This window comes from Cronobacter universalis NCTC 9529, assembly GCF_001277175.1.
Taxonomy (GTDB): domain Bacteria; phylum Pseudomonadota; class Gammaproteobacteria; order Enterobacterales; family Enterobacteriaceae; genus Cronobacter; species Cronobacter universalis.
This window is the reverse complement of the sequence record NZ_CP012257.1, coordinates 1,802,791-1,820,549: the sequence shown is the minus strand read 5'-3', so window position 1 is coordinate 1,820,549 and position 17,759 is coordinate 1,802,791. Positions and strand designations below refer to the sequence as shown.

General features: G+C 60.1%; 18 protein-coding genes. 7 read left to right on the top strand and 11 right to left on the bottom strand.

The features are described from left to right. Nucleotides 1–55 precede the first annotated feature (55 nt). The 3 genes from kduD to AFK65_RS08325 all read left to right on the top strand — a co-directional run bounded on the left by kduD (nucleotide 56) and on the right by AFK65_RS08325 (nucleotide 3,042). The gene (gene kduD / locus AFK65_RS08335) at nucleotides 56–811 is read left to right on the top strand and encodes a 2-dehydro-3-deoxy-D-gluconate 5-dehydrogenase KduD (RefSeq protein WP_007696711.1); all 756 of its coding nucleotides are present in this window, start codon (nucleotides 56–58) and stop codon (nucleotides 809–811) included. 113 nt (nucleotides 812–924) lie between these two features. Next, nucleotides 925–1,515: a metal-dependent hydrolase gene (locus tag AFK65_RS08330; RefSeq protein ID WP_007696709.1), complete on the top strand. Its 591-nt coding sequence runs from the start codon at nucleotides 925–927 to the stop codon at nucleotides 1,513–1,515. 135 nt (nucleotides 1,516–1,650) lie between these two features. Next, nucleotides 1,651–3,042, top strand: a complete 1,392-nt coding sequence (locus tag AFK65_RS08325) for an L-cystine transporter (RefSeq protein WP_007696707.1) — start codon at nucleotides 1,651–1,653, stop codon at nucleotides 3,040–3,042. A 101-nt stretch (nucleotides 3,043–3,143) separates the two neighbouring features. Here the strand turns inward: AFK65_RS08325 and AFK65_RS08320 are convergent, their stop codons facing one another. From AFK65_RS08320 to cedA, 3 genes are all read right to left on the bottom strand, one after another. Continuing rightward, nucleotides 3,144–3,485 carry a HigA family addiction module antitoxin gene (locus AFK65_RS08320; protein ID WP_007696705.1) on the bottom strand — a complete coding sequence of 114 codons (342 nt, stop codon included), beginning with the start codon at nucleotides 3,483–3,485 and terminating at the stop codon, nucleotides 3,144–3,146. Between the two features lie 32 nt (nucleotides 3,486–3,517). Further along, complete coding sequence (locus AFK65_RS08315) at nucleotides 3,518–3,814, bottom strand: type II toxin-antitoxin system RelE/ParE family toxin (RefSeq protein ID WP_007696702.1); 297 nt, start codon at nucleotides 3,812–3,814, stop codon at nucleotides 3,518–3,520. Between the two features lie 160 nt (nucleotides 3,815–3,974). After that, the gene (gene cedA, locus AFK65_RS08310) at nucleotides 3,975–4,205 is read right to left on the bottom strand and encodes a cell division activator CedA (RefSeq protein ID WP_038857365.1); all 231 of its coding nucleotides are present in this window, start codon (nucleotides 4,203–4,205) and stop codon (nucleotides 3,975–3,977) included. 211 nt (nucleotides 4,206–4,416) lie between these two features. Between cedA and katE the strand changes: the two genes are divergently transcribed. Next, on the top strand, nucleotides 4,417–6,672 hold the full coding sequence (gene katE, locus AFK65_RS08305; protein WP_038857366.1) for a catalase HPII: 2,256 nt from the start codon (nucleotides 4,417–4,419) through the stop codon (nucleotides 6,670–6,672). A gap of 121 nt (nucleotides 6,673–6,793) precedes the next feature. Here katE and osmE read toward each other — a convergent pair whose 3' ends face one another. Beyond that, nucleotides 6,794–7,135, bottom strand: coding sequence for an osmotically-inducible lipoprotein OsmE (osmE, locus tag AFK65_RS08300; protein WP_007696690.1), 342 nt, complete (start codon nucleotides 7,133–7,135; stop codon nucleotides 6,794–6,796). 242 nt (nucleotides 7,136–7,377) lie between these two features. On the opposite strand from osmE, the gene nadE reads away from it, so the two are divergent. The 3 genes from nadE to cho all read left to right on the top strand — a co-directional run bounded on the left by nadE (nucleotide 7,378) and on the right by cho (nucleotide 10,138). Continuing rightward, a complete protein-coding gene (gene nadE / locus AFK65_RS08295; protein WP_007696687.1) occupies nucleotides 7,378–8,205 on the top strand; it encodes an ammonia-dependent NAD(+) synthetase in 828 nt (275 codons plus the stop codon). Between the two features lie 92 nt (nucleotides 8,206–8,297). After that, a complete protein-coding gene (yddG, locus tag AFK65_RS08290; protein WP_038857368.1) occupies nucleotides 8,298–9,188 on the top strand; it encodes an aromatic amino acid DMT transporter YddG in 891 nt (296 codons plus the stop codon). Between the two features lie 68 nt (nucleotides 9,189–9,256). After that, nucleotides 9,257–10,138 (top strand): excinuclease Cho, encoded by an 882-nt coding sequence (cho, locus tag AFK65_RS08285; RefSeq protein WP_038857371.1) that lies wholly within the window; start codon nucleotides 9,257–9,259, stop codon nucleotides 10,136–10,138. Here cho and ves read toward each other — a convergent pair. From ves to astC, 7 genes are all read right to left on the bottom strand, one after another. Next, nucleotides 10,129–10,674, bottom strand: coding sequence for an environmental stress-induced protein Ves (gene ves / locus AFK65_RS08280; protein ID WP_038857374.1), 546 nt, complete (start codon nucleotides 10,672–10,674; stop codon nucleotides 10,129–10,131). The two genes, cho and ves, sit on opposite strands and share 10 nt — an antisense overlap. A gap of 276 nt (nucleotides 10,675–10,950) precedes the next feature. Next, on the bottom strand, nucleotides 10,951–11,433 hold the full coding sequence (gene spy, locus AFK65_RS08275) for an ATP-independent periplasmic protein-refolding chaperone Spy (protein ID WP_007696679.1): 483 nt from the start codon (nucleotides 11,431–11,433) through the stop codon (nucleotides 10,951–10,953). Nucleotides 11,434–11,727: 294 nt separating this feature from the next. Then, nucleotides 11,728–12,693, bottom strand: a complete 966-nt coding sequence (gene astE / locus AFK65_RS08270; RefSeq protein WP_038857378.1) for a succinylglutamate desuccinylase — start codon at nucleotides 12,691–12,693, stop codon at nucleotides 11,728–11,730. A gap of 9 nt (nucleotides 12,694–12,702) precedes the next feature. After that, a complete protein-coding gene (gene astB / locus AFK65_RS08265; protein ID WP_038857381.1) occupies nucleotides 12,703–14,028 on the bottom strand; it encodes an N-succinylarginine dihydrolase in 1,326 nt (441 codons plus the stop codon). Next, nucleotides 14,025–15,503, bottom strand: coding sequence for a succinylglutamate-semialdehyde dehydrogenase (gene astD / locus AFK65_RS08260; protein ID WP_038857384.1), 1,479 nt, complete (start codon nucleotides 15,501–15,503; stop codon nucleotides 14,025–14,027). Before astD ends, astB begins: the two co-directional genes overlap by 4 nt. After that, entirely contained in the window at nucleotides 15,500–16,537 is a 1,038-nt protein-coding gene (gene astA / locus AFK65_RS08255) for an arginine N-succinyltransferase (RefSeq protein WP_007696669.1), read from the bottom strand. Before astA ends, astD begins: the two co-directional genes overlap by 4 nt. Beyond that, nucleotides 16,534–17,754, bottom strand: a complete 1,221-nt coding sequence (gene astC, locus AFK65_RS08250; protein WP_038857386.1) for a succinylornithine/acetylornithine transaminase — start codon at nucleotides 17,752–17,754, stop codon at nucleotides 16,534–16,536. Before astC ends, astA begins: the two co-directional genes overlap by 4 nt. Between the last annotated feature and the right edge of the window lie 5 nt (nucleotides 17,755–17,759).

Below are 17,759 nucleotides of genomic sequence, written 5' to 3'. Positions count from 1 at the left end.
GAATGCGAAAGGGAATTTCCCTGCGCCGCAATGATGAGCCAAAGAGGAACGGAACATGCTGGATAAATTCTCGCTTGCCGGAAAAGTGGCGATGGTGACCGGGTGCAATACCGGGCTGGGACAGGGCATGGCGCTCGGGCTCGCCGCCGCCGGGTGCGATATCGCAGGCGTCAGTCGCAGGGCAGCGCGGGAAACCTCCGCCAAAGTCCACGCGCTGGGCCGCCGTTTTGTCGCCATCGAGGCCGATTTAGCCACGGCGCCGGTGCAGCCGCTCGTCACCGAGGCCGTCGGGGCGCTGGGCCGTATCGATATTCTGGTAAACAACGCCGGGATCATCCGCCGCGACGACGCGCTCGATTTCAGCGAAAAAGACTGGGACGAGGTGATGGATCTCAACCTGAAAGCCCTGTTCTTCCTTTCTCAGGCTGTCGCCAGGCAGTTCATCGCCCAGGGTAGCGGCGGAAAAATCATTAACGTCGCCTCGATGCTCTCTTTTCAGGGTGGCATTCGCGTGCCCTCTTATACCGCCTCGAAAAGCGGCGTGCTGGGCCTGACCCGCCTGCTCGCCAATGAATGGGCGCCCTATGGCATCAACGTTAACGGCATCGCGCCGGGCTATATGGCGACCAATAACACGCAGGCGCTGCGCGAAGACGCGGAACGCAATGAGGAAATCCTGGGACGTATTCCGGCAGGCCGCTGGGGAACGCCCGAAGATTTGCAGGGGCCGGTTATCTTCCTCGCCTCAAAGGCGTCGGATTACGTCAATGGCTACACCCTGGCGGTGGATGGCGGCTGGCTCGCCCGTTAGCCTCGAGGCAAGGCGTTACGGGGGCTGCGGTGACAAAGTGTTACACCGTCACCACTTTTCTCTACTGTATAAAAACCCTATACTGGATAGATTGACAGTTTCAGGGTTTTATCATGACGGCGGAAGGCCACCTGCTTTTTTCGATTGCCTGCGCGGTATTTGCCAAAAATGCCGAGCTGACCCCTGTGCTGGCGCAGGGCGACTGGTGGCATATTGTTCCCTCCGCCATTCTCACCTGCCTGCTGCCGGATATCGATCACCCGAAGTCGTTTCTGGGGCAGCGGCTGAAATGGATATCAAAACCCGTGGCGCGAATGTTCGGCCACCGGGGCTTTACGCACAGTCTGCTCGCGGTCTTCGGCGGCCTTACGCTCTTTCTGTTAAAAGTGCCGGAAACCTGGATACTGCCTGCCGATGCGCTGCAAGGGCTGGTGCTCGGCTATCTCAGCCATATTCTCGCCGATATGATAACGCCCGCCGGCGTGCCGCTACTTTGGCCCTGCCGCTGGCGCTTCCGCCTGCCGCTCCTCTATCCGCAGAAAGGCAATCAGCTTGAGCGCGTATTATGCATGGCGCTGTTCGTCTGGGCGGTATGGATGCCGCAAAGCATGACCGACAGCAGCGCAATGAAGTGGTCGTCGGCCGCCATTAATTCACTGCAAAACACCTTTAATCGCTTTATTCATCACCAGATGGAACAGTAAATAAACTGAAATTGCGTTTTGATATAAACCATTCCATTTGGATATAAGGCACCCTCTTTTGATTCTGATACCCTTTGCGGCATAAAGGCATGCCATTTCGGCCGTGCCGGTTATAAAAAAATCAGGAGAACGGGGATGAATCTTCCACTGATAGCGAACGTTGTCGCGTTCGTGGTTCTGCTGCTGTTGCTGGCGCGCACGCGCCATACGCAGTGGAGCCTGGCAAAAAAAGTATTACTCGGTCTCGCCATGGGCGTGGTCTTCGGTCTCGCGCTGCATACCATTTATGGTTCTGACAGCGAGACGCTGAAAACCTCCATCCAGTGGTTCAACATTGTCGGTAACGGCTATGTGCAGCTGCTGCAGATGATTGTGATGCCGCTGGTGTTCGCGATGATCCTGAGCGCCGTGGCGCGTCTGCATAACGCCTCGTCGCTGGGTAAAATCAGCGTGCTGACCATCGGCACCCTGCTGTTCACCACGCTTATCGCGGCGCTGGTCGGCGTGCTGGTGACCAATCTCTTCGGCCTGACGGCGGAAGGTCTGGTGCAGGGCAGCGCGGAAACCGCGCGTCTGAACGCCATTCAGACCAACTACGCCGGTAAAGTCGCCGATCTGACCGTACCGCAGCTGATTCTCTCCTTCATTCCGAAAAACCCGTTTGCCGATCTGACCGGCGCGAGCCCGACGTCCATCATCAGCGTGGTGATTTTCGCGGCGTTCCTGGGCGTAGCGGCGCTGAAACTGCTGAAAGACGACGCGCCGAAAGGCGAACGCGTGCTGGCGGCTATCGACATCCTGCAGAGCTGGGTGATGAAGCTGGTGCGTCTGGTGATGCAGTTGACTCCATACGGCGTACTGGCGCTGATGACCAAAGTCGTCGCAGGCTCCAACCTGCAGGACATCATCAAGCTCGGCAGCTTTGTGGTCGCCTCTTATCTGGGCCTCGGCATCATGTTCGTGGTGCACGGTATCCTGCTGGCGGTAAACGGCGTCAGCCCGCTGCGCTACTTCCGCAAAGTGTGGCCGGTGCTGACGTTTGCCTTTACCAGCCGCTCCAGCGCGGCGAGCATTCCGCTGAATGTGGAAGCGCAGACGCGTCGTCTGGGCGTGCCGGAATCCATCGCCTCTTTCGCAGCCTCCTTTGGCGCGACGATCGGCCAGAACGGCTGCGCGGGTCTCTACCCGACCATGCTGGCGGTGATGGTCGCCCCGACTGTCGGCATTAACCCGCTCGACCCGGTGTGGATCGCAACGCTCGTCGGCATCGTGACCTTAAGCTCCGCCGGTGTGGCGGGCGTCGGCGGCGGCGCGACTTTCGCTGCGCTGATCGTACTGCCGGCGATGGGCCTGCCGGTTACGCTGGTGGCGCTGCTGATTTCCGTCGAACCGCTGATCGACATGGGCCGTACCGCGCTCAACGTCAGCGGCTCCATGACCGCCGGCACGCTGACCAGCCAGTGGCTGAAGCAGACGGATAAAGCCATCCTGAACAGCGATGACGAGGCCGAACTGGCGCACCGTTAATCACGTAAGATGATGTTGTTATCAACCCCGGCCTGCGCGCCGGGGTTTTATTTTATAGACGTTCAGCGCTGATAACCCGCCATCCGGCGGGCTTTGCTGTTTCAGGCGACTTCTTTCTTCTGCGTGTCGCGCCGGGCGATAAACTCCGCGGCGGGTATGATGCGGCTGAACGCTTCCTGAATGCGCATATCATTTTCCACTTCCCACAGGTCGACAGCCGCCTGCAGGTTAAGCCAGAAGTCGACAGAGGTGCCGAACGCTTTCGCCAGGCGAAACGCCATATCGGTAGTGAGCTTGCGGTTATTGTTTACCAGCGCGCTCACGCTATTACGATGGACGCAAAGCATCTCCGCCACCTCGTTGATTTTAAGGCCGAGCGGCTCCAGGTATTCGTACACCAGGATCTCGCCGGGCGTCGTGGGCTTTCTGGTTGCCTGTTTCATGTGTATTTCCTTAACTTTGCGGCACGCCGCAATCAGTAATCATGCGGATCTAAATAGAGCTCTTCCGCTTTGCCTTCCACCCATCTGAAAATCAGCCGGTAGTGATGGTTGACCCGAATCGATGAATACCCCTGCAATTTACCGCTCAGCGCCTCAAACCGGTTGCCAGGCGGCGAGCGGAGATCGAGGTATGAGGTTGCTGCGTTGATGATGTCGAGTTTGCGCGCCAGTGTGTTATGAATCTCTGCCGGAATGTTGCGGTGTGGCATCGAATACACGAAAAAAGCCGCCAGCCAGGCGTCACGAAAACTGCCGATATGCTTCTGCATTCCATTGATACCTCCCTGTTTCCTTTCCCGATCACTTTAACGCCCACCTGCACAGTGCGCAAGTGCATTTTAAAGGCAAATAAAAACCCGCTGTCCGGCGGGCTTTGTTGTTTCAGGCGACTTCTTTCTTCTGCGCGTCGCGCCGGGCAAAAATTCCGCCCTATACCTCATCCTGCTTGAGCTGATTGGCCCAGCGCTGGGCGGCTTCCGGGCTGCTGAAGACGGGAGAGCGGCGAAAACGATCCCCGGACATCACAAACGCCACATATTTGCCCTTCAGCACCCAGACATCGTCAAACCCCTCCATGCGATCCGCATGATCTGGCGGAGCTGGCTCCACGCGTGGGACATAGCTGATAACGGGACGATTCTGATGACGAAGTGGTTTCATAAGCGTCGGATTCACTGGCTGCAAACAAAAGATAAACCACTATGATAGCGGATCGGACGGCCCTGCGTCGCATCCTGCGTGCGCTGCGCGGTGCATTTGCCGTTTTTTACGCCGTCGCCTTTTCCGCAAGAACTTCAGTGCTGTTCTATAGTTACCTTACATTTCATGCAGCCATCCGACTGCTTAAGAAAAAGGAAAGGAGACGAGTTCAATGTCGAATGATGAGAAACGCCCTAACCATGAAGCCCCGTTCCACGACGCGCGCTCATCCCAGCCGGGCATGGGGTCGCTGGCGCCTGCCGATGGCTCCCATCGCCCTTCCCCGGCGCCCACCCCGCCGGGCGAGCAACCGACCGCGCCCGGCAGCCTGAAGGCGCCGCAGGTGACGAACGATAAGCTCGGCGCGCTGGAGACCTTCCGCAAAGGCGGTGAGAACGAGGCGCTGACGACCAACCAGGGCGTGCGTATCGCTGACGATCAGAATTCGCTCCGCGCCGGCACCCGCGGCCCGACGCTGCTGGAAGATTTCATCCTGCGGGAAAAAATCACCCACTTTGACCATGAACGTATTCCCGAGCGCATCGTGCATGCGCGCGGCTCTGCCGCCCACGGCTACTTTCAGCCATACAAAAGCCTGAGCGATATCACCAAAGCCGCGTTCTTAAGCGACCCGCAAAAAATCACGCCGGTGTTTGTGCGTTTCTCGACGGTACAGGGCGGCGCGGGCTCGGCGGATACGGTGCGCGATATTCGCGGCTTCGCCACCAAGTTTTATACCGAAGAAGGGATTTTCGATCTGGTCGGCAACAACACGCCGGTCTTTTTCATTCAGGACGCCCATAAGTTCCCGGATTTCGTCCATGCCGTGAAGCCGGAGCCGCACTGGGCCATTCCGCAGGGCCAGAGCGCGCACGACACCTTCTGGGATTACGTGTCGCTTCAGCCGGAAACGCTGCACAACGTCATGTGGGCGATGTCCGACCGCGGCATTCCGCGCAGCTACCGCACCATGGAAGGCTTTGGCATTCACACTTTCCGCTTTATCAACGCCGAAGGCAAAGGCACCTTTGTGCGCTTCCACTGGAAGCCAGTGGCGGGCAAAGCGTCGCTTATCTGGGATGAATCGCAGAAGCTCACCGGGCGCGATCCGGATTTCCACCGGCGCGATCTCTGGGAAGCCATCGAAGCGGGCGACTACCCGGAATATGAACTCGGCGTGCAGCTGATCCCGGAAGAGGACGAATTTAAGTTTGATTTTGACCTGCTCGACGCCACTAAGCTCATCCCGGAAGAGCTGGTGCCGGTGCAGCTGGTCGGCAAAATGGTGCTGAACCGCAACCCGGATAACTTCTTCGCTGAAAACGAACAGGCGGCGTTCCATCCGGGCCATATCGTGCCGGGACTGGATTTCAGCAACGACCCGCTGCTCCAGGGGCGTCTGTTCTCTTACACCGACACCCAGATAAGCCGTCTCGGCGGGCCGAACTTCCACGAGATCCCGATTAACCGTCCGACCTGCCCGTACCATAATTTCCAGCGCGACGGCATGCACCGGATGGATATCGACACCAATCCGGCCAATTACGAACCAAACTCGATTAACGATAACTGGCCGCGCGAAACGCCGCCTGCGCCGAAAGCAGGCGGATTTGAAAGCCATCAGGAACGCATCGAGGGCCACAAGATCCGCGAGCGCAGCCCGTCGTTTGGCGAATATTACTCTCAGCCGCGCCTCTTCTGGCAAAGCCAGACGCCGGTGGAGCAGCGCCATATCATCGACGCGTTCAGCTTTGAACTCAGCAAAGTGGTGCGCGGCTATATCCGCGAGCGCGTGGTGGATCACCTCTGCCATATCGATATTTCACTGGCGCATCCTGTCGCCGCTAACCTTGGCATTACGCTCACCGACGAGCAGATGCATGTCGCGCCGCCGAAAGATGTTAATGGCCTGAAAAAAGATCCGTCGCTGAGCCTCTATGCCGTACCGGGCGGGACCGTGAAAGGGCGTGTGGTCGCCGTCCTGTTGAATGACCATGTGAAAGCCGCCGATCTGCTCGCCATGTTACAGGCGCTGAAATCGCACGGCGTACATGCCAAATTGCTGTACAGTCGTATGGGCAGCGTGACGGCGGATGACGGCTCGCAACTGGAAGTGGCAGGCACGTTCGCCGGCTCGCCGTCCGTGACCGTAGACGCCGTGCTGGTGCCGGGTGGTGCTGCGAGCGCCCTTGCCGATAACGGCGATGCGGTCTATTACCTGCTGGAGGCGTATAAACACCTGAAAGCGATCGGCCTGATGGGCGACGCGCGCGGGCTGAAGAGCCGACTGTCGGTGCCGGACACGGGCGAGGAAGGGATTGTCGAAGCCGACGACGCCTCAGGCAGCTTTATGGATGATTTCATCCACCAGCTCGCCTGCCATCGCGTCTGGGCGCGCACGCCAAAAGTGGCGGCCATCCCGGCGTAACCGCCGCCTGCGCTACACAAAAACGCCGCTTACCGCGGCGTTTTTTATTTGCCAGCGCGCATCCCACAACACGCAGGCATAAAAAAACCGGCCGGAGCCGGTTTTTCTGTCAGCAGCGCGATTACTTCTTCGGCGCCTGCGGATCGGTATCGTACTCGGCACAGGTCTGGTAGCCGGAGTTCAGCACATGGCCCGTTTCATCCAGCGCGACGAAATAGGTTTCGGTTTTACCGTTGCGGCTGCCCAGGATATAGGTCTGGCAGGTACCGCGAGCATGGATCATGGTCACTTCAGAAGACGGTTTACCCGCGATCTGCATTACCTGCTGACGGCTCATGCCTTTTTTCACATCTTTTACCACCGGTTGGGTGAACTGATCGGCGGTACGATCGTAAGCGGTACACCCTGCCAGCATCGTCATAACAGCCGCTGCACCCAGAAACCCTGCAAACTTCTTGTTCATTGTGTCATCCTCTTTTTTTCAGCGTGTGCAGATAAGCCTGGAATATAAAATAACATTTTTCAACTTGTTACCTGAAAGAGTGCCAAATTAAGAGTATTCCCTCAGGCAATACTGATTATGTAAAAACCACCTGGCGCCGCGCCGGGCGGCGACAACTTGTCGTTTTGCCCACAACGGGTTAGCTTTAACAGATCACTGTTTCAATGCCTGCGCGTTGCAGGCAAACAAGACTGGAGGGGTAAATGGCACTACAACAAGAAATTATTCAGGCACTTGGTGTAAAACCGCAGATCGACGCCAATGAAGAAATTCGCCGCAGCGTCGATTTTCTCAAAGCCTACCTGAAAACCTATCCGTTCCTGAAAACCCTGGTGCTCGGCATCAGCGGCGGCCAGGACTCCACGCTCGCGGGCAAACTGAGCCAGCTTGCCATCAGCGAACTTCGCGATGAAACCGGCGATCAGGGCTACCAGTTTATCGCGGTGCGCCTGCCTTTCGGCGTGCAGTTTGACGAAAAAGATTGTCAGGATGCGCTGGCGTTTATTCAGCCGGATAAGGTCCTGACGGTTAACATTAAAGAAGCGGTACAGGCGAGCGAAAAAGCGCTGCGCGAAGCAGGCATTGAACTGAGCGATTTTGTTCGCGGCAACGAAAAAGCGCGTGAGCGTATGAAAGCGCAATACAGCATCGCCGGGATGACCAAAGGCGTGGTCGTGGGCACCGACCATGCGGCCGAAGCCGTCACCGGCTTTTTCACTAAATATGGCGACGGCGGCACCGACATCAACCCACTGTTCCGCCTTAATAAACGTCAGGGCAAACTGCTGCTGAAAACCCTGGGCTGCCCGGAACACCTTTATCTTAAAGTGCCGACCGCCGATCTCGAAGACGACCGCCCGTCCCTGCCGGATGAAGTGGCGCTCGGCGTGACGTACGACAACATCGACGATTATCTGGAAGGCAAACCGATCGATGAGAAAATCAGCCAGATCATCGACGGCTGGTATGTGAAAACCGAGCACAAGCGTCGCCCGCCGATCACGATTTTCGACGACTTCTGGAAACAGTAATCGCGTTGCGGCAACCTCCCCGGCACGGCCGGGGAGTGTCGTCCCTCTCATCATTACGTTTTGTACCGCCGCACTTTTTTCACGGATGACGTATGTCAGTTTCAACGCAGCGCGCCACGCTGCCGGGCCTGCTGGCCATTCTGCTCTGGAGCACGTCTGTTGGTTTATTGCGCAGCATCAGCGAGGCGTTCGGCCCGGTGGGCGGCGCAGCGCTGATTTATACCGTCAGTTCGCTGTGTCTGATGGTGTCGCCCGGCCTCATTCACCCTGGCCGCTTACCGCGTCGCTATTTAGCGATCGGCGGTGTGCTCTTCGTTGGCTATGAAATCTGCCTCGCGCTGGCGATTGGGCTTGCGCATACCCGCGCGCAGTCGCTGGAGCTTGGGATGATCAACTACCTCTGGCCGAGCCTGACGGTGCTGCTGGCGGCGCTCATCAACGGCCAGCGCTGCCGCGTCTGGCTCTGGCCGGGCCTGCTGCTTGCGATCGCGGGCGTGTTTCAGGTGCTGAAAGGCGACGGCGGCTGGTCGCCCGCGCAGCTGTGGCTCAACATGCAGGATAATCCGGTTGCTTACGCGCTCGCGTTCAGCGCCGCGCTGGTCTGGGCGCTGTACTGCAACCTGACGCGCCGCTGGAGCAACGGCCAGAACGGCGTGGCGCTCTTTTTCTGCGCCACGGCCGCTGTCCTGTGGCTGCAATATTGCCTTGCGCCGCAGCCGACCATGCAGCTGTCGGTTCATGCCGTCGCGCAACTGCTCTTTATGGGGCTTTCCACCGCCGTCGCCTACGCCGCCTGGAATTACAGTATTCAGCACGGCAACATGACGCTGCTGGCTACCGCCTCTTACTTCACGCCGGTGCTCTCGGCGCTGCTGGCAAGCCTGTGGCTGGGCCTTACGCCGGGTATCGCCTTCTGGCAGGGTGTGGCGATGGTGGTGGCAGGCTCGCTGCTCTGCTGGCTCGCCACCCGTAACCCGACCTGAAAATGACGCTTTTTCAACCACACATTCCCTGATAGACTGGATAAGTAAACAGTATTCAGGAGAGTGATGTGGTAAGGCGTACAGGCGCGCCGCGGCTGGAGTTTGAAAAAGCGGCAATTTATGAATACCCCGAACACCTGCGTCCGTGGCTTGAAGATCTGCCGAAGCACCCCGGCGTCTATGTTTTTCATGGCGAAAGCGAAACTATGCCGCTTTATATCGGCAAGAGCGTCAATATTCGCAGCCGGGTGCTGTCGCATCTGCGTACCCCGGACGAAGCTTCCATGCTGCGTCAGTCGCGGCGCATCACGTTTATCCGCACCGCGGGCGAAATCGGCGCGCTGCTGCTAGAAGCGCAGATGATCAAAGAGCAACAGCCGCTGTTCAATAAGCGCCTGCGCCGTAACCGCCAGCTCTGCTCCTTGCAGTTCAAGGGCGAAAAGCCAGAAGTGGTTTACGCGCGCGATGTCGATTTCTCGCACCAGCCGGGTCTGTATGGTCTCTTTTCGAGCCGCCGCGCGGCGCTCGGCACGTTGCAGTCTATCGCCGACGAACAACAGCTCTGCTACGGCCTGCTGGGGCTGGAGTCGGTGCGCCCGGGGCGCGCCTGTTTCCGCTCGGCGCTGAAACGCTGCGCGGGCGCCTGCTGCGGCAAAGAGCCGCTTGAGGCGCACAACGCGCGCCTGATGGACGCGCTGGAGCGGATGCGCGTTATCTGCTGGCCGTGGGAGGGCCCGGTCGGGCTGCGGGAGAGTTTCGGCGAGATGACCCAGTACCATATCATCCATAACTGGTACTGGCTGGGATCGGTAGCCTCGTTAAGCGACGCGGCGAATATCTCCCGCGCGCCGCAGGGCTTCGATAACGACGGCTATCGCATTCTGTGCAAGCCGCTTATCAGCGGCGAGCATGAGATAGTGGAAATCGGCGCGCAGGCGTCTCAGAGATAGGTTATTTCGCTGAACAACAGCTGCCCTTCGGCTTTCAGCAGCCGGAGGGTATGGCTCCCCTCCTGCCACCAGGCGCCCTGCTCCGGCGTCAGCAGTTTATCGTTAAGCTGCCAGGCGCCGCTCAGGACATACACGATACCGCCGCGCGCGCGGCCGGTGGTAAACGTGCGATCGGCGACGCGCACCTGCGCGCGGCAGCGGTCGCGGCGGGTCATCAGATTGAAGTCCAGCGACATGCGCCCGTCGGTCAGCTCCGCGCGCACCGGGTGCTCGCCCGCGAACGTAAACGGCTGATGTCGCTTTAAGGTGTGGCGAAACGCGCCGCCCCCCAGCAGGGTGATTTCACCGCCATCCAGCAGCGTCACCACGCGATCCACCTGCGGCACGACGTTAAATTCGCCATTACTGGCGAGAGACGCAATGCTGGCGCGCCAGTTAAAATCGCGGCTCGGCGGAAAACAGCAGATCTCGCGGGTTTCACCTGCGCCGTTACGCCACAGGTTTACCGGCATTTTTTTGATGTCGAAAAATTCCATTCCCACTCCTGGAAACGCATCATGCGCAAATCGCCGCAGACAGGCTGCGGCGAAAAATATCGTTATACATTTTGTTCGCCTGGCGAACGGCACGTCAGAGGATGACGGTCGCGGATCCTTTACGATGCGCAGGCAAAAACTGCCGCGACGCGGCAACGAGAATGATAACCAGCAGAAATTACGTGGCAAGAGGCGCGGGAAAAGAAAAACCGCCGGCCCTGGCCAGCGCCGTCAAAGGGCGCTGACCAAAACCGGCGGTCTTAAGCCAGTCAGAAATTATTCTGAATCTGCTGGCATTTTACCTTCCGGAGCCGGACGTTCTGTCAGACGCTTCTCAAAATTGGCATTAAACTGCTTTTTCTGCTCCGGGGTCAGTACGTTATAGATTTTGTTCTGGGTTTCGATGTGCGCCAGCATACGGGCCTTATGATCCGCTTCCATTTTGTCGATCTGGGCCTGCGCTTTGTCTTTATCGAAGCTGTCGCTGGCGATCAGGTTGTGCATCGCGCGACGCTCTTCCACAGACGGACGCTCGAATTTTTCGCGCTGGGCTTTACGGATGTCGCGAATTTGCTGCTTCTGCGCATCGGTCAGGTTCAGCCCCTGAAACATCATATCGTGATGCGGGCCGCGCGGACCTTTATGGTGCATCATCGGTGCGTTATTCGCGTCAGGTGCCGGGGTCTCCGCCGCCTGCGCCAGATTAGCCGCGCCAAGCGCCAGGGTAGAAGCAACGAAGATAGCCGTTAATTTACGCATAATGTTGTCCTTACTTTCAGTTAATTCAGCAACAGATTGTCGCCTTGACGAGATTAATTCTACGGGCAGATTCGTCAATCAGTCAGAGTCTGAGTAAAACAGTGAAAGCATAAAAAACAATTATTGTGCGATTATGGAGAAAATAAGGAAAAACGGAGGAGAAAATTTTTGAAATATCACAACCGGTTGATTGTGAAGAGAGTGTGAGCGCAGTATATAAGGGCGCCGCTGCAAAATAAAGCGCCCGGTTCAGAATTATCCGCATTATTTTCGCGGCCCGCCCTGGGCCGCGAATTATTTTATTTCCCTGAGCATTAATCCGGCGCGTAAACCCAGCGCGACGGACGGGTTCGGAAACAACACCCGCTCATCGTCCTGCGCGTAATAGCGCTCTTCGCCATCTTCCGCCAGCAGCGTGCCAGCGTTAAACGCAGTGAAGTTTTCCGTTTCAGCGGACATATGCAACACAAAGCGCTCGCTGCGCCGGGTGATTTGCTGCGCCACTTCAAAGCGGCGCGGCGCATCCGTACCGGCAGAGGCAGTCGAGCCGTCCAGCAGCGCCGAAAGCGCCCGCTGCGTTGGCGCGAACTGGCTGAGATCGTTGTGGCCGAACGGCAGCGCCTTCCCGAGCTCCAGCGTGCAGCTCAGCGCACCAAAGCGCTCACACGAGAAATGCGTAAAGGTGCCGCCCGGCGCGCGGTGAAACACCAACGCCTGGAGCCCGGCGTCGCCAAGCCAGGCGAGAAAATCCTCCGGCCACGCCGTAGTGCGCGCAGGCAGTACGCCAAAGCGCGGGAAGCGCGACGCGCGAATGGCGGTATGCAGATCCAGATGCCAGCGCACCGTTTCATCGCCCGCCGCGAAAAACGTCGCCAGCGCCTGCTCAAGACGTTCGGCGCGGGCGGTTTCCACCCCCGGCGTGGCGGTTTGCCAGCGCCCGCCAAACAGACGGTTGAGATCGTAATCGACAAACCGGCGACCGGCCCGCAGCGCCGCCGGGCTGCCGAGCACCACCAGCAGCCGCCAGACGAGCGGTCGTTCGCCGCGCACCAGCGGCGCCAGTAGCTGCTCCAGTATCTCGACCGGCGCGGTTTCATTACCGTGAATGCCCGCGCTCACCACCAGCGCGCCGCGCACGTCACCGGCGGGCGTCAGTTGCAGAATGCCTTCCTCCAGCCACTCAATAGCCACGCCGCCGCGTTGCTGCGTGGTCTGCACGGGCGTCTCGCCGCGCAGCGTCTTCGCAATAAAATCGTCCACGGCGTCTCCTTACTGCTGGAACGGATAGACATTGCCGAGCGAGAGCAGGCGCGTCAGTTCATCCAGCGCCTCGCGCCCTTCGCGCAGCAACTGCGGGTCAACCAGGTCTTCCTGCGTCAGCCGGTCGCGGTAGTATTTGTCGACCCACGCGTTAAGCCGCGTAAAGAGCGCGTCGTTCATCATCACCGCCGGGTTCACCGCCTGGCGCTCGTCGTCGGTCAGCACCACGCGCAGACGCAGACAGGCCGGGCCGCCGCCGTTGGCCATACTTTCGCGCAAATCGAAAATTTTCAGCTCGCTGATCGGGTTATCCGCCGCCACGAGCGTATTCAGATAACGCCAGACGCCCTCGTGGCGGCGCGACTCCTCAGGGAGCACCAGCATCATGGAACCGTCGTCGCGGCTCAGCAGCTGGCTGTTGAAAAGGTAGGTCTCCACCGCGTCCTGCACCGACACCTCGCCTGCGGGCACCACCAGCGGCGTAAAGCCCGGTACTTTTTCGGCAAGCGCGTCGAACAGCGTCTGCTGATGCAAAAATGCGTGCTCATGGCAGAACAGCACCTGGCGGTTGGAAACCGCAATGACATCGTTATGGAACACGCCCTGGTCGATCACCGCCGGGTTTTGCTGCGCGAACATAACGCGCTGCGGATCCACCTGGTTAAGCCGCGCCACAGCCTGCGACGCTTCCAGCGTCTGGCGCGCCGGATAACGGGCGGGCACCAGCGCCCCGCTCTCTTCGCGCCCGTAGATGAAAAGCTGAAGCCCCGGCTCGCCGTAGTCGCCGCCGAGCCGGTTATGGTTGGCCGCGCCTTCGTCGCCGAACATCGCCACCTGCGGCAGCGCGCCGTGCACGGCGAAACGGGATTCATCGCGGAAAATCGCCCGCAGCAGCCGTTCGGTGCCTGGCGCTTCGCTGGCGCGGTGGAATTTATTGTTAAGGTTGGCCACCGTCAGGTGCACTTTGCCATCCAGCGCGTCGGCGGACGGACAGACCGTTGCCGCGTTCGCCACCCACATCGACGATGCCGAGCTGGCGGCGGAGAGCAGATGCGGCGCGGCGCGCCAGGCTTTCTCCAGCACCTGTCGATCGCTGCCGGTAAAGCCAATCTGGCGCAGCGCCGCGAGGTTCGGGCGCTCCTGCGGCGGGATCACCGCCTGCGGGAAACCGGCGTCCGCCAGCGCTTTCATCTTCGCGAGCCCCTGTTTCGCGGCAAGCTTCGGGTTTGACACCTGAAAGCGGTGCTTCGTCGAGGCTTCGTTACCGAAAGAGAGTCCGGCGTAATGGTGGGTCAGCCCCACCAGCCCGTCAAAGTTGACTTCGCGTGCTTTCATGCCTGCTCCTTCCCGCTGAAATCGAGACCGGGGTTTAACGTCTGCGGCAGCGCGAAGGTCGGGCTTTCCAGCGAGGCCATCGGCCAGGCGCAGTAATCCGCGGCGTACCAGGCGCTCGGACGATGGTTGCCCGACGCCCCGACGCCGCCGAACGGCGCTATGCTCGCCGCGCCCGTCAGCGGTTTGTTCCAGTTCACGATACCGGCGCGCGCTTCCAGCAGCAGCTGGTCGAATTTTTCGCGAACCGGCGAAATCAGCCCGCAGGAAAGTCCGTAGCGGGTCGCGTTGGCAAGCGTAATCGCTTCGTCGAAATCGTCATAACGCCAGACGCCCAGCAGCGGCCCGAAGATCTCTTCATCCGGCACGTCGCGCACGCCGGTCAGTTCAATAATGCCCGGCGTGAGCAGCGAACTGCCCGCCTGCACCAGGGCTGGCGTTAACAGCGGCTTGCCGCCGCGCGACAGATGCCCCTGCCAGGCTTCCAGCACCCGCTCCGCCGCCTGCGCGCTGATGAGCCCGCCCATAAACGGCTGCGGCTCGGCGTCCCAGCGGTCAGGGCGCAGACGCCCGGCGATCTCAACGAGGCGCGCCAGGAAGGCGTCGCCCGCACCACCCCGTTTCACCAGCAGGCGGCGCGCGCAGGTGCAGCGCTGCCCGGCGGTGATAAACGCCGACTGGATCGCCAGATGCACCGCGCCGTCGATATCGTCAGGATCTTCGACAATCAGCGGGTTATTACCGCCCATCTCCAGCGCCAGAATTTTTTCGGGCTGCCCCGCCAGCTGGCGGTGCAGCTGATAACCGGTGCCGGCGCTGCCGGTAAAGAGCAGGCCGTCGAGTTCCGGCCGGGCGGAGAGCGCCTGGCCGGTCGCGCGCGCGCCCTGCACCAGATTCAGCACGCCCGCTGGCAGGCCCGCCTGTTCCCAGAGTTTCATCACGGCCTCGCCGGTGTGCGGCGTCAGTTCGCTCGGTTTAAACACCAGCGTGTTGCCCGCGAGCAGCGCCGGAACGATATGGCCGTTTGGCAGGTGACCGGGGAAGTTATACGGCCCGAAGACCGCCAGCACGCCGTGCGGGCGGTGGCGCAGCGTGGCCGCGCCGTCCGGCATCGGCGAATGCTGTTCGCCGGTGCGGGTCTGGTACGCCTTGAGCGAGATGCCCACTTTATTGATCATCGCGGTCACTTCGGTGGCCGCTTCCCAGCGCGGTTTGCTGGTTTCGAGCGCGATGATGCGCGTCAGTTCGGTTTTATTCGCCTCCAGCAGCGCCGCGAATTGCTCGGCGATAGCCTGACGTTCGGCGAAAGGCCGCTTCGCCCAGGCCGGGAACGCCGCGCGGGCGGCGGCGCAGGCCGCTTGTACCTGCGCGTCGTCCGCCGCATGTCCTTGCCAGAGCAGGCCGCCGCCCACCGGATCGCGTTTTTCCAGCGCTTCGCCCTGCCCCGTTGTCCACTCACCGTTGATCCATAAACTCATACTTTTTTCTCCTCAGGGCACAGGCGCACCAGGCGTACGCGATCGCCGTGGCGACATTGCAGGGCATCCAGCGTGGGGGCGTCCAGAATCAGCCTGTCGGCGTCCGGTCTGGCGCGGATCAACATCACGCGGAAGTTATCGTAATTTTCGTTGGCGACCATACAGGCGGGCAGTTCATCATCTGTGACCGGCTGGCCTTCCGCCACTTCCACGAGGCGGCTTTTACGGATAGCTCGCACCCGGTCGATATCGCACTCCAGCGTCGGCCCGCCGTCGAAGATGTCGACATAGTTGCGATAGCGAAAGCCTTCGGCCTCCAGCACGGCGCGCGCGGGCGCGGTGTCTTTATGGACCTGGCCGATAACCGACTGCGCCTCTTCGGAAAGAAACTGGGTATAGATGGGATGTTTCGGCATCAGTTCGGCGATAAACGCCTTCTGGCCGGTGCCGCAGAGATAATCGGCGCGGCTGAACTCCATTGAGAAGAAGCGCTGCCCGAGGCTTTCCCAGAATGGCGAGTAGCCGTGTTCGTCAATCACCCCGCGCATCTCCGCCACCACTTTTTCGTTAAAGCGTTCGCGAAACGCGGCCATAAACATAAAACGCGATTTGGAGAGCAGATAGCCGTTGCCGTTTTTGCGCCACTCCGGGTCGAGAAACAGCGTGCAGAGCTCGCTGCTGCCGGTGTGATCGTTGCTGAGGAACAGCGTCGGCAGCGCGTTGTAGACATTCAGCTCTTTCGAAGCGTGCACCAGCGTGCCGACGCGGTAGTTATACCAGGGCTCGCTAAGCCCGACGGCCACTTCAATGGCGCAAATGCCAGCCACGGTGCGGCTTTGCGTATCTTCCAGCACAAAGACATAGCCCTGATCGCCTGGCGGCAGTTCACCGCGCCAGGTTTGCAAGGAGCGCTCGACGCGCGCGCTGAGCGTTTTTTCATCTACCGGCAGCGAGGTCAATCCGCCGCCGGTTTTTGCAGCGAGGCGCAGCAGCGCCGGAACGTCGTGGTGTGCGACGGGGCGAATCACCATCATGACGCGCCCTCCTTCAGCCAGTTTTCGCAGGCGCGCGCCACGCGGGCGAGCCCGGTTTCAATTTCCTGATGGCTGATGTTGAGCGCGGGCGCGAAACGCAGCACGTTAGCGCCCGCAATCAGCACCATTGCGCCTTCTTTCGCGGCCGCGAGCGAAATCGCCTTCGCCTTGCCCGCATAGTCGTCTTTCAGTACGCAGCCGATCAAAAGCCCCAGACTGCGGATCTCTTTAAACAGCCCGAGGCGCTGGTTAATGGCGTTGAGTTGCTCGACAAACGCGTCGTGACGCGCTTTGACGCCATCCAGCATCTCCGGCGTGTTAACCAGATCCAGCACCTGGCCCGCGACCGCGCCCGCCAGCGGGTTGCCGCCGTAAGTGGTGCCGTGGGTGCCGACGCCCATTACGGCCGCGCAGCGCTCGGTAGTGAGCATCGCGCCAATCGGGAAGCCGCCGCCAAGCGCTTTGGCGGTGGAGAGCACATCCGGCGTCACGCCGTAATGCATATAAGCGTAGAGGTGGCCGGTGCGGCCCACGCCGGTCTGCACTTCGTCGAAAATCAGCAGCGCGTTGTGGCGATCGCACAGCTCGCGCAGCCCCTCCAGGAAGGCTTTAGTAGCAGGCACCACGCCGCCCTCGCCCTGCACCGGCTCGACAATCACCGCGCAGGTATCGTCATTAATCAGCGCCGCGGCGGAATCGAGATCGTTAAACACGGCATGGCTGATTTGCGGCGGCAGCGGCGCGAAATCCTGGGAATACGCAGGCTGGCCGCCAGCGGAGACGGTAAACAGCGTGCGGCCGTGGAACGCGTTTTTAAAGGCCACGATGCCGCTTTTCTGCGCGCCGTAGTGGTCGTGGGCATATTTGCGGGCGAGCTTCAGCGCCGCCTCGTTGGCTTCCGCGCCGGAGTTACAGAAAAAGACGCGATCGGCGAAGGTGGCGTCAATCAGGCGTTTGGCGAGGCGCAGCACCGGCTCGTTGGTATACCCGTTGCCGGTATGCCAGATTTTCGCCGCCTGGGTTTCCAGCGCCTCGCGCAGTTTCGGGTGCGCGTGCCCGAGCGCGTTTACCGCGATGCCGCCCGCGAAATCGATATACTCTTTGCCTTCCTGATCCCAGAGCGTGGAGCCCTCGGCCCGTACCGGAATAAACGCGGCCGGAGCATAAACGGGGATCATCCACTCATCAAAGTTCTGGCGGGTAATTGACTGCGACATAGCGA

Coding starts and splice junctions, on each gene's coding strand:
- astC (WP_038857386.1), bottom strand. CDS start 17,754: ATGTCGCAGTCAATTACCCGCCAGAACTTTGATGAGTGGATGATCCCC.
- nadE (WP_007696687.1), top strand. CDS start 7,378: ATGGCACTACAACAAGAAATTATTCAGGCACTTGGTGTAAAACCGCAG.
- katE (WP_038857366.1), top strand. CDS start 4,417: ATGTCGAATGATGAGAAACGCCCTAACCATGAAGCCCCGTTCCACGAC.
- yddG (WP_038857368.1), top strand. CDS start 8,298: ATGTCAGTTTCAACGCAGCGCGCCACGCTGCCGGGCCTGCTGGCCATT.
- astA (WP_007696669.1), bottom strand. CDS start 16,537: ATGATGGTGATTCGCCCCGTCGCACACCACGACGTTCCGGCGCTGCTG.
- cedA (WP_038857365.1), bottom strand. CDS start 4,205: ATGAAACCACTTCGTCATCAGAATCGTCCCGTTATCAGCTATGTCCCA.
- astB (WP_038857381.1), bottom strand. CDS start 14,028: ATGAAAGCACGCGAAGTCAACTTTGACGGGCTGGTGGGGCTGACCCAC.
- astD (WP_038857384.1), bottom strand. CDS start 15,503: ATGAGTTTATGGATCAACGGTGAGTGGACAACGGGGCAGGGCGAAGCG.
- AFK65_RS08325 (WP_007696707.1), top strand. CDS start 1,651: ATGAATCTTCCACTGATAGCGAACGTTGTCGCGTTCGTGGTTCTGCTG.
- kduD (WP_007696711.1), top strand. CDS start 56: ATGCTGGATAAATTCTCGCTTGCCGGAAAAGTGGCGATGGTGACCGGG.
- osmE (WP_007696690.1), bottom strand. CDS start 7,135: ATGAACAAGAAGTTTGCAGGGTTTCTGGGTGCAGCGGCTGTTATGACG.
- spy (WP_007696679.1), bottom strand. CDS start 11,433: ATGCGTAAATTAACGGCTATCTTCGTTGCTTCTACCCTGGCGCTTGGC.
- AFK65_RS08320 (WP_007696705.1), bottom strand. CDS start 3,485: ATGAAACAGGCAACCAGAAAGCCCACGACGCCCGGCGAGATCCTGGTG.
- AFK65_RS08315 (WP_007696702.1), bottom strand. CDS start 3,814: ATGCAGAAGCATATCGGCAGTTTTCGTGACGCCTGGCTGGCGGCTTTT.
- ves (WP_038857374.1), bottom strand. CDS start 10,674: ATGGAATTTTTCGACATCAAAAAAATGCCGGTAAACCTGTGGCGTAAC.
- AFK65_RS08330 (WP_007696709.1), top strand. CDS start 925: ATGACGGCGGAAGGCCACCTGCTTTTTTCGATTGCCTGCGCGGTATTT.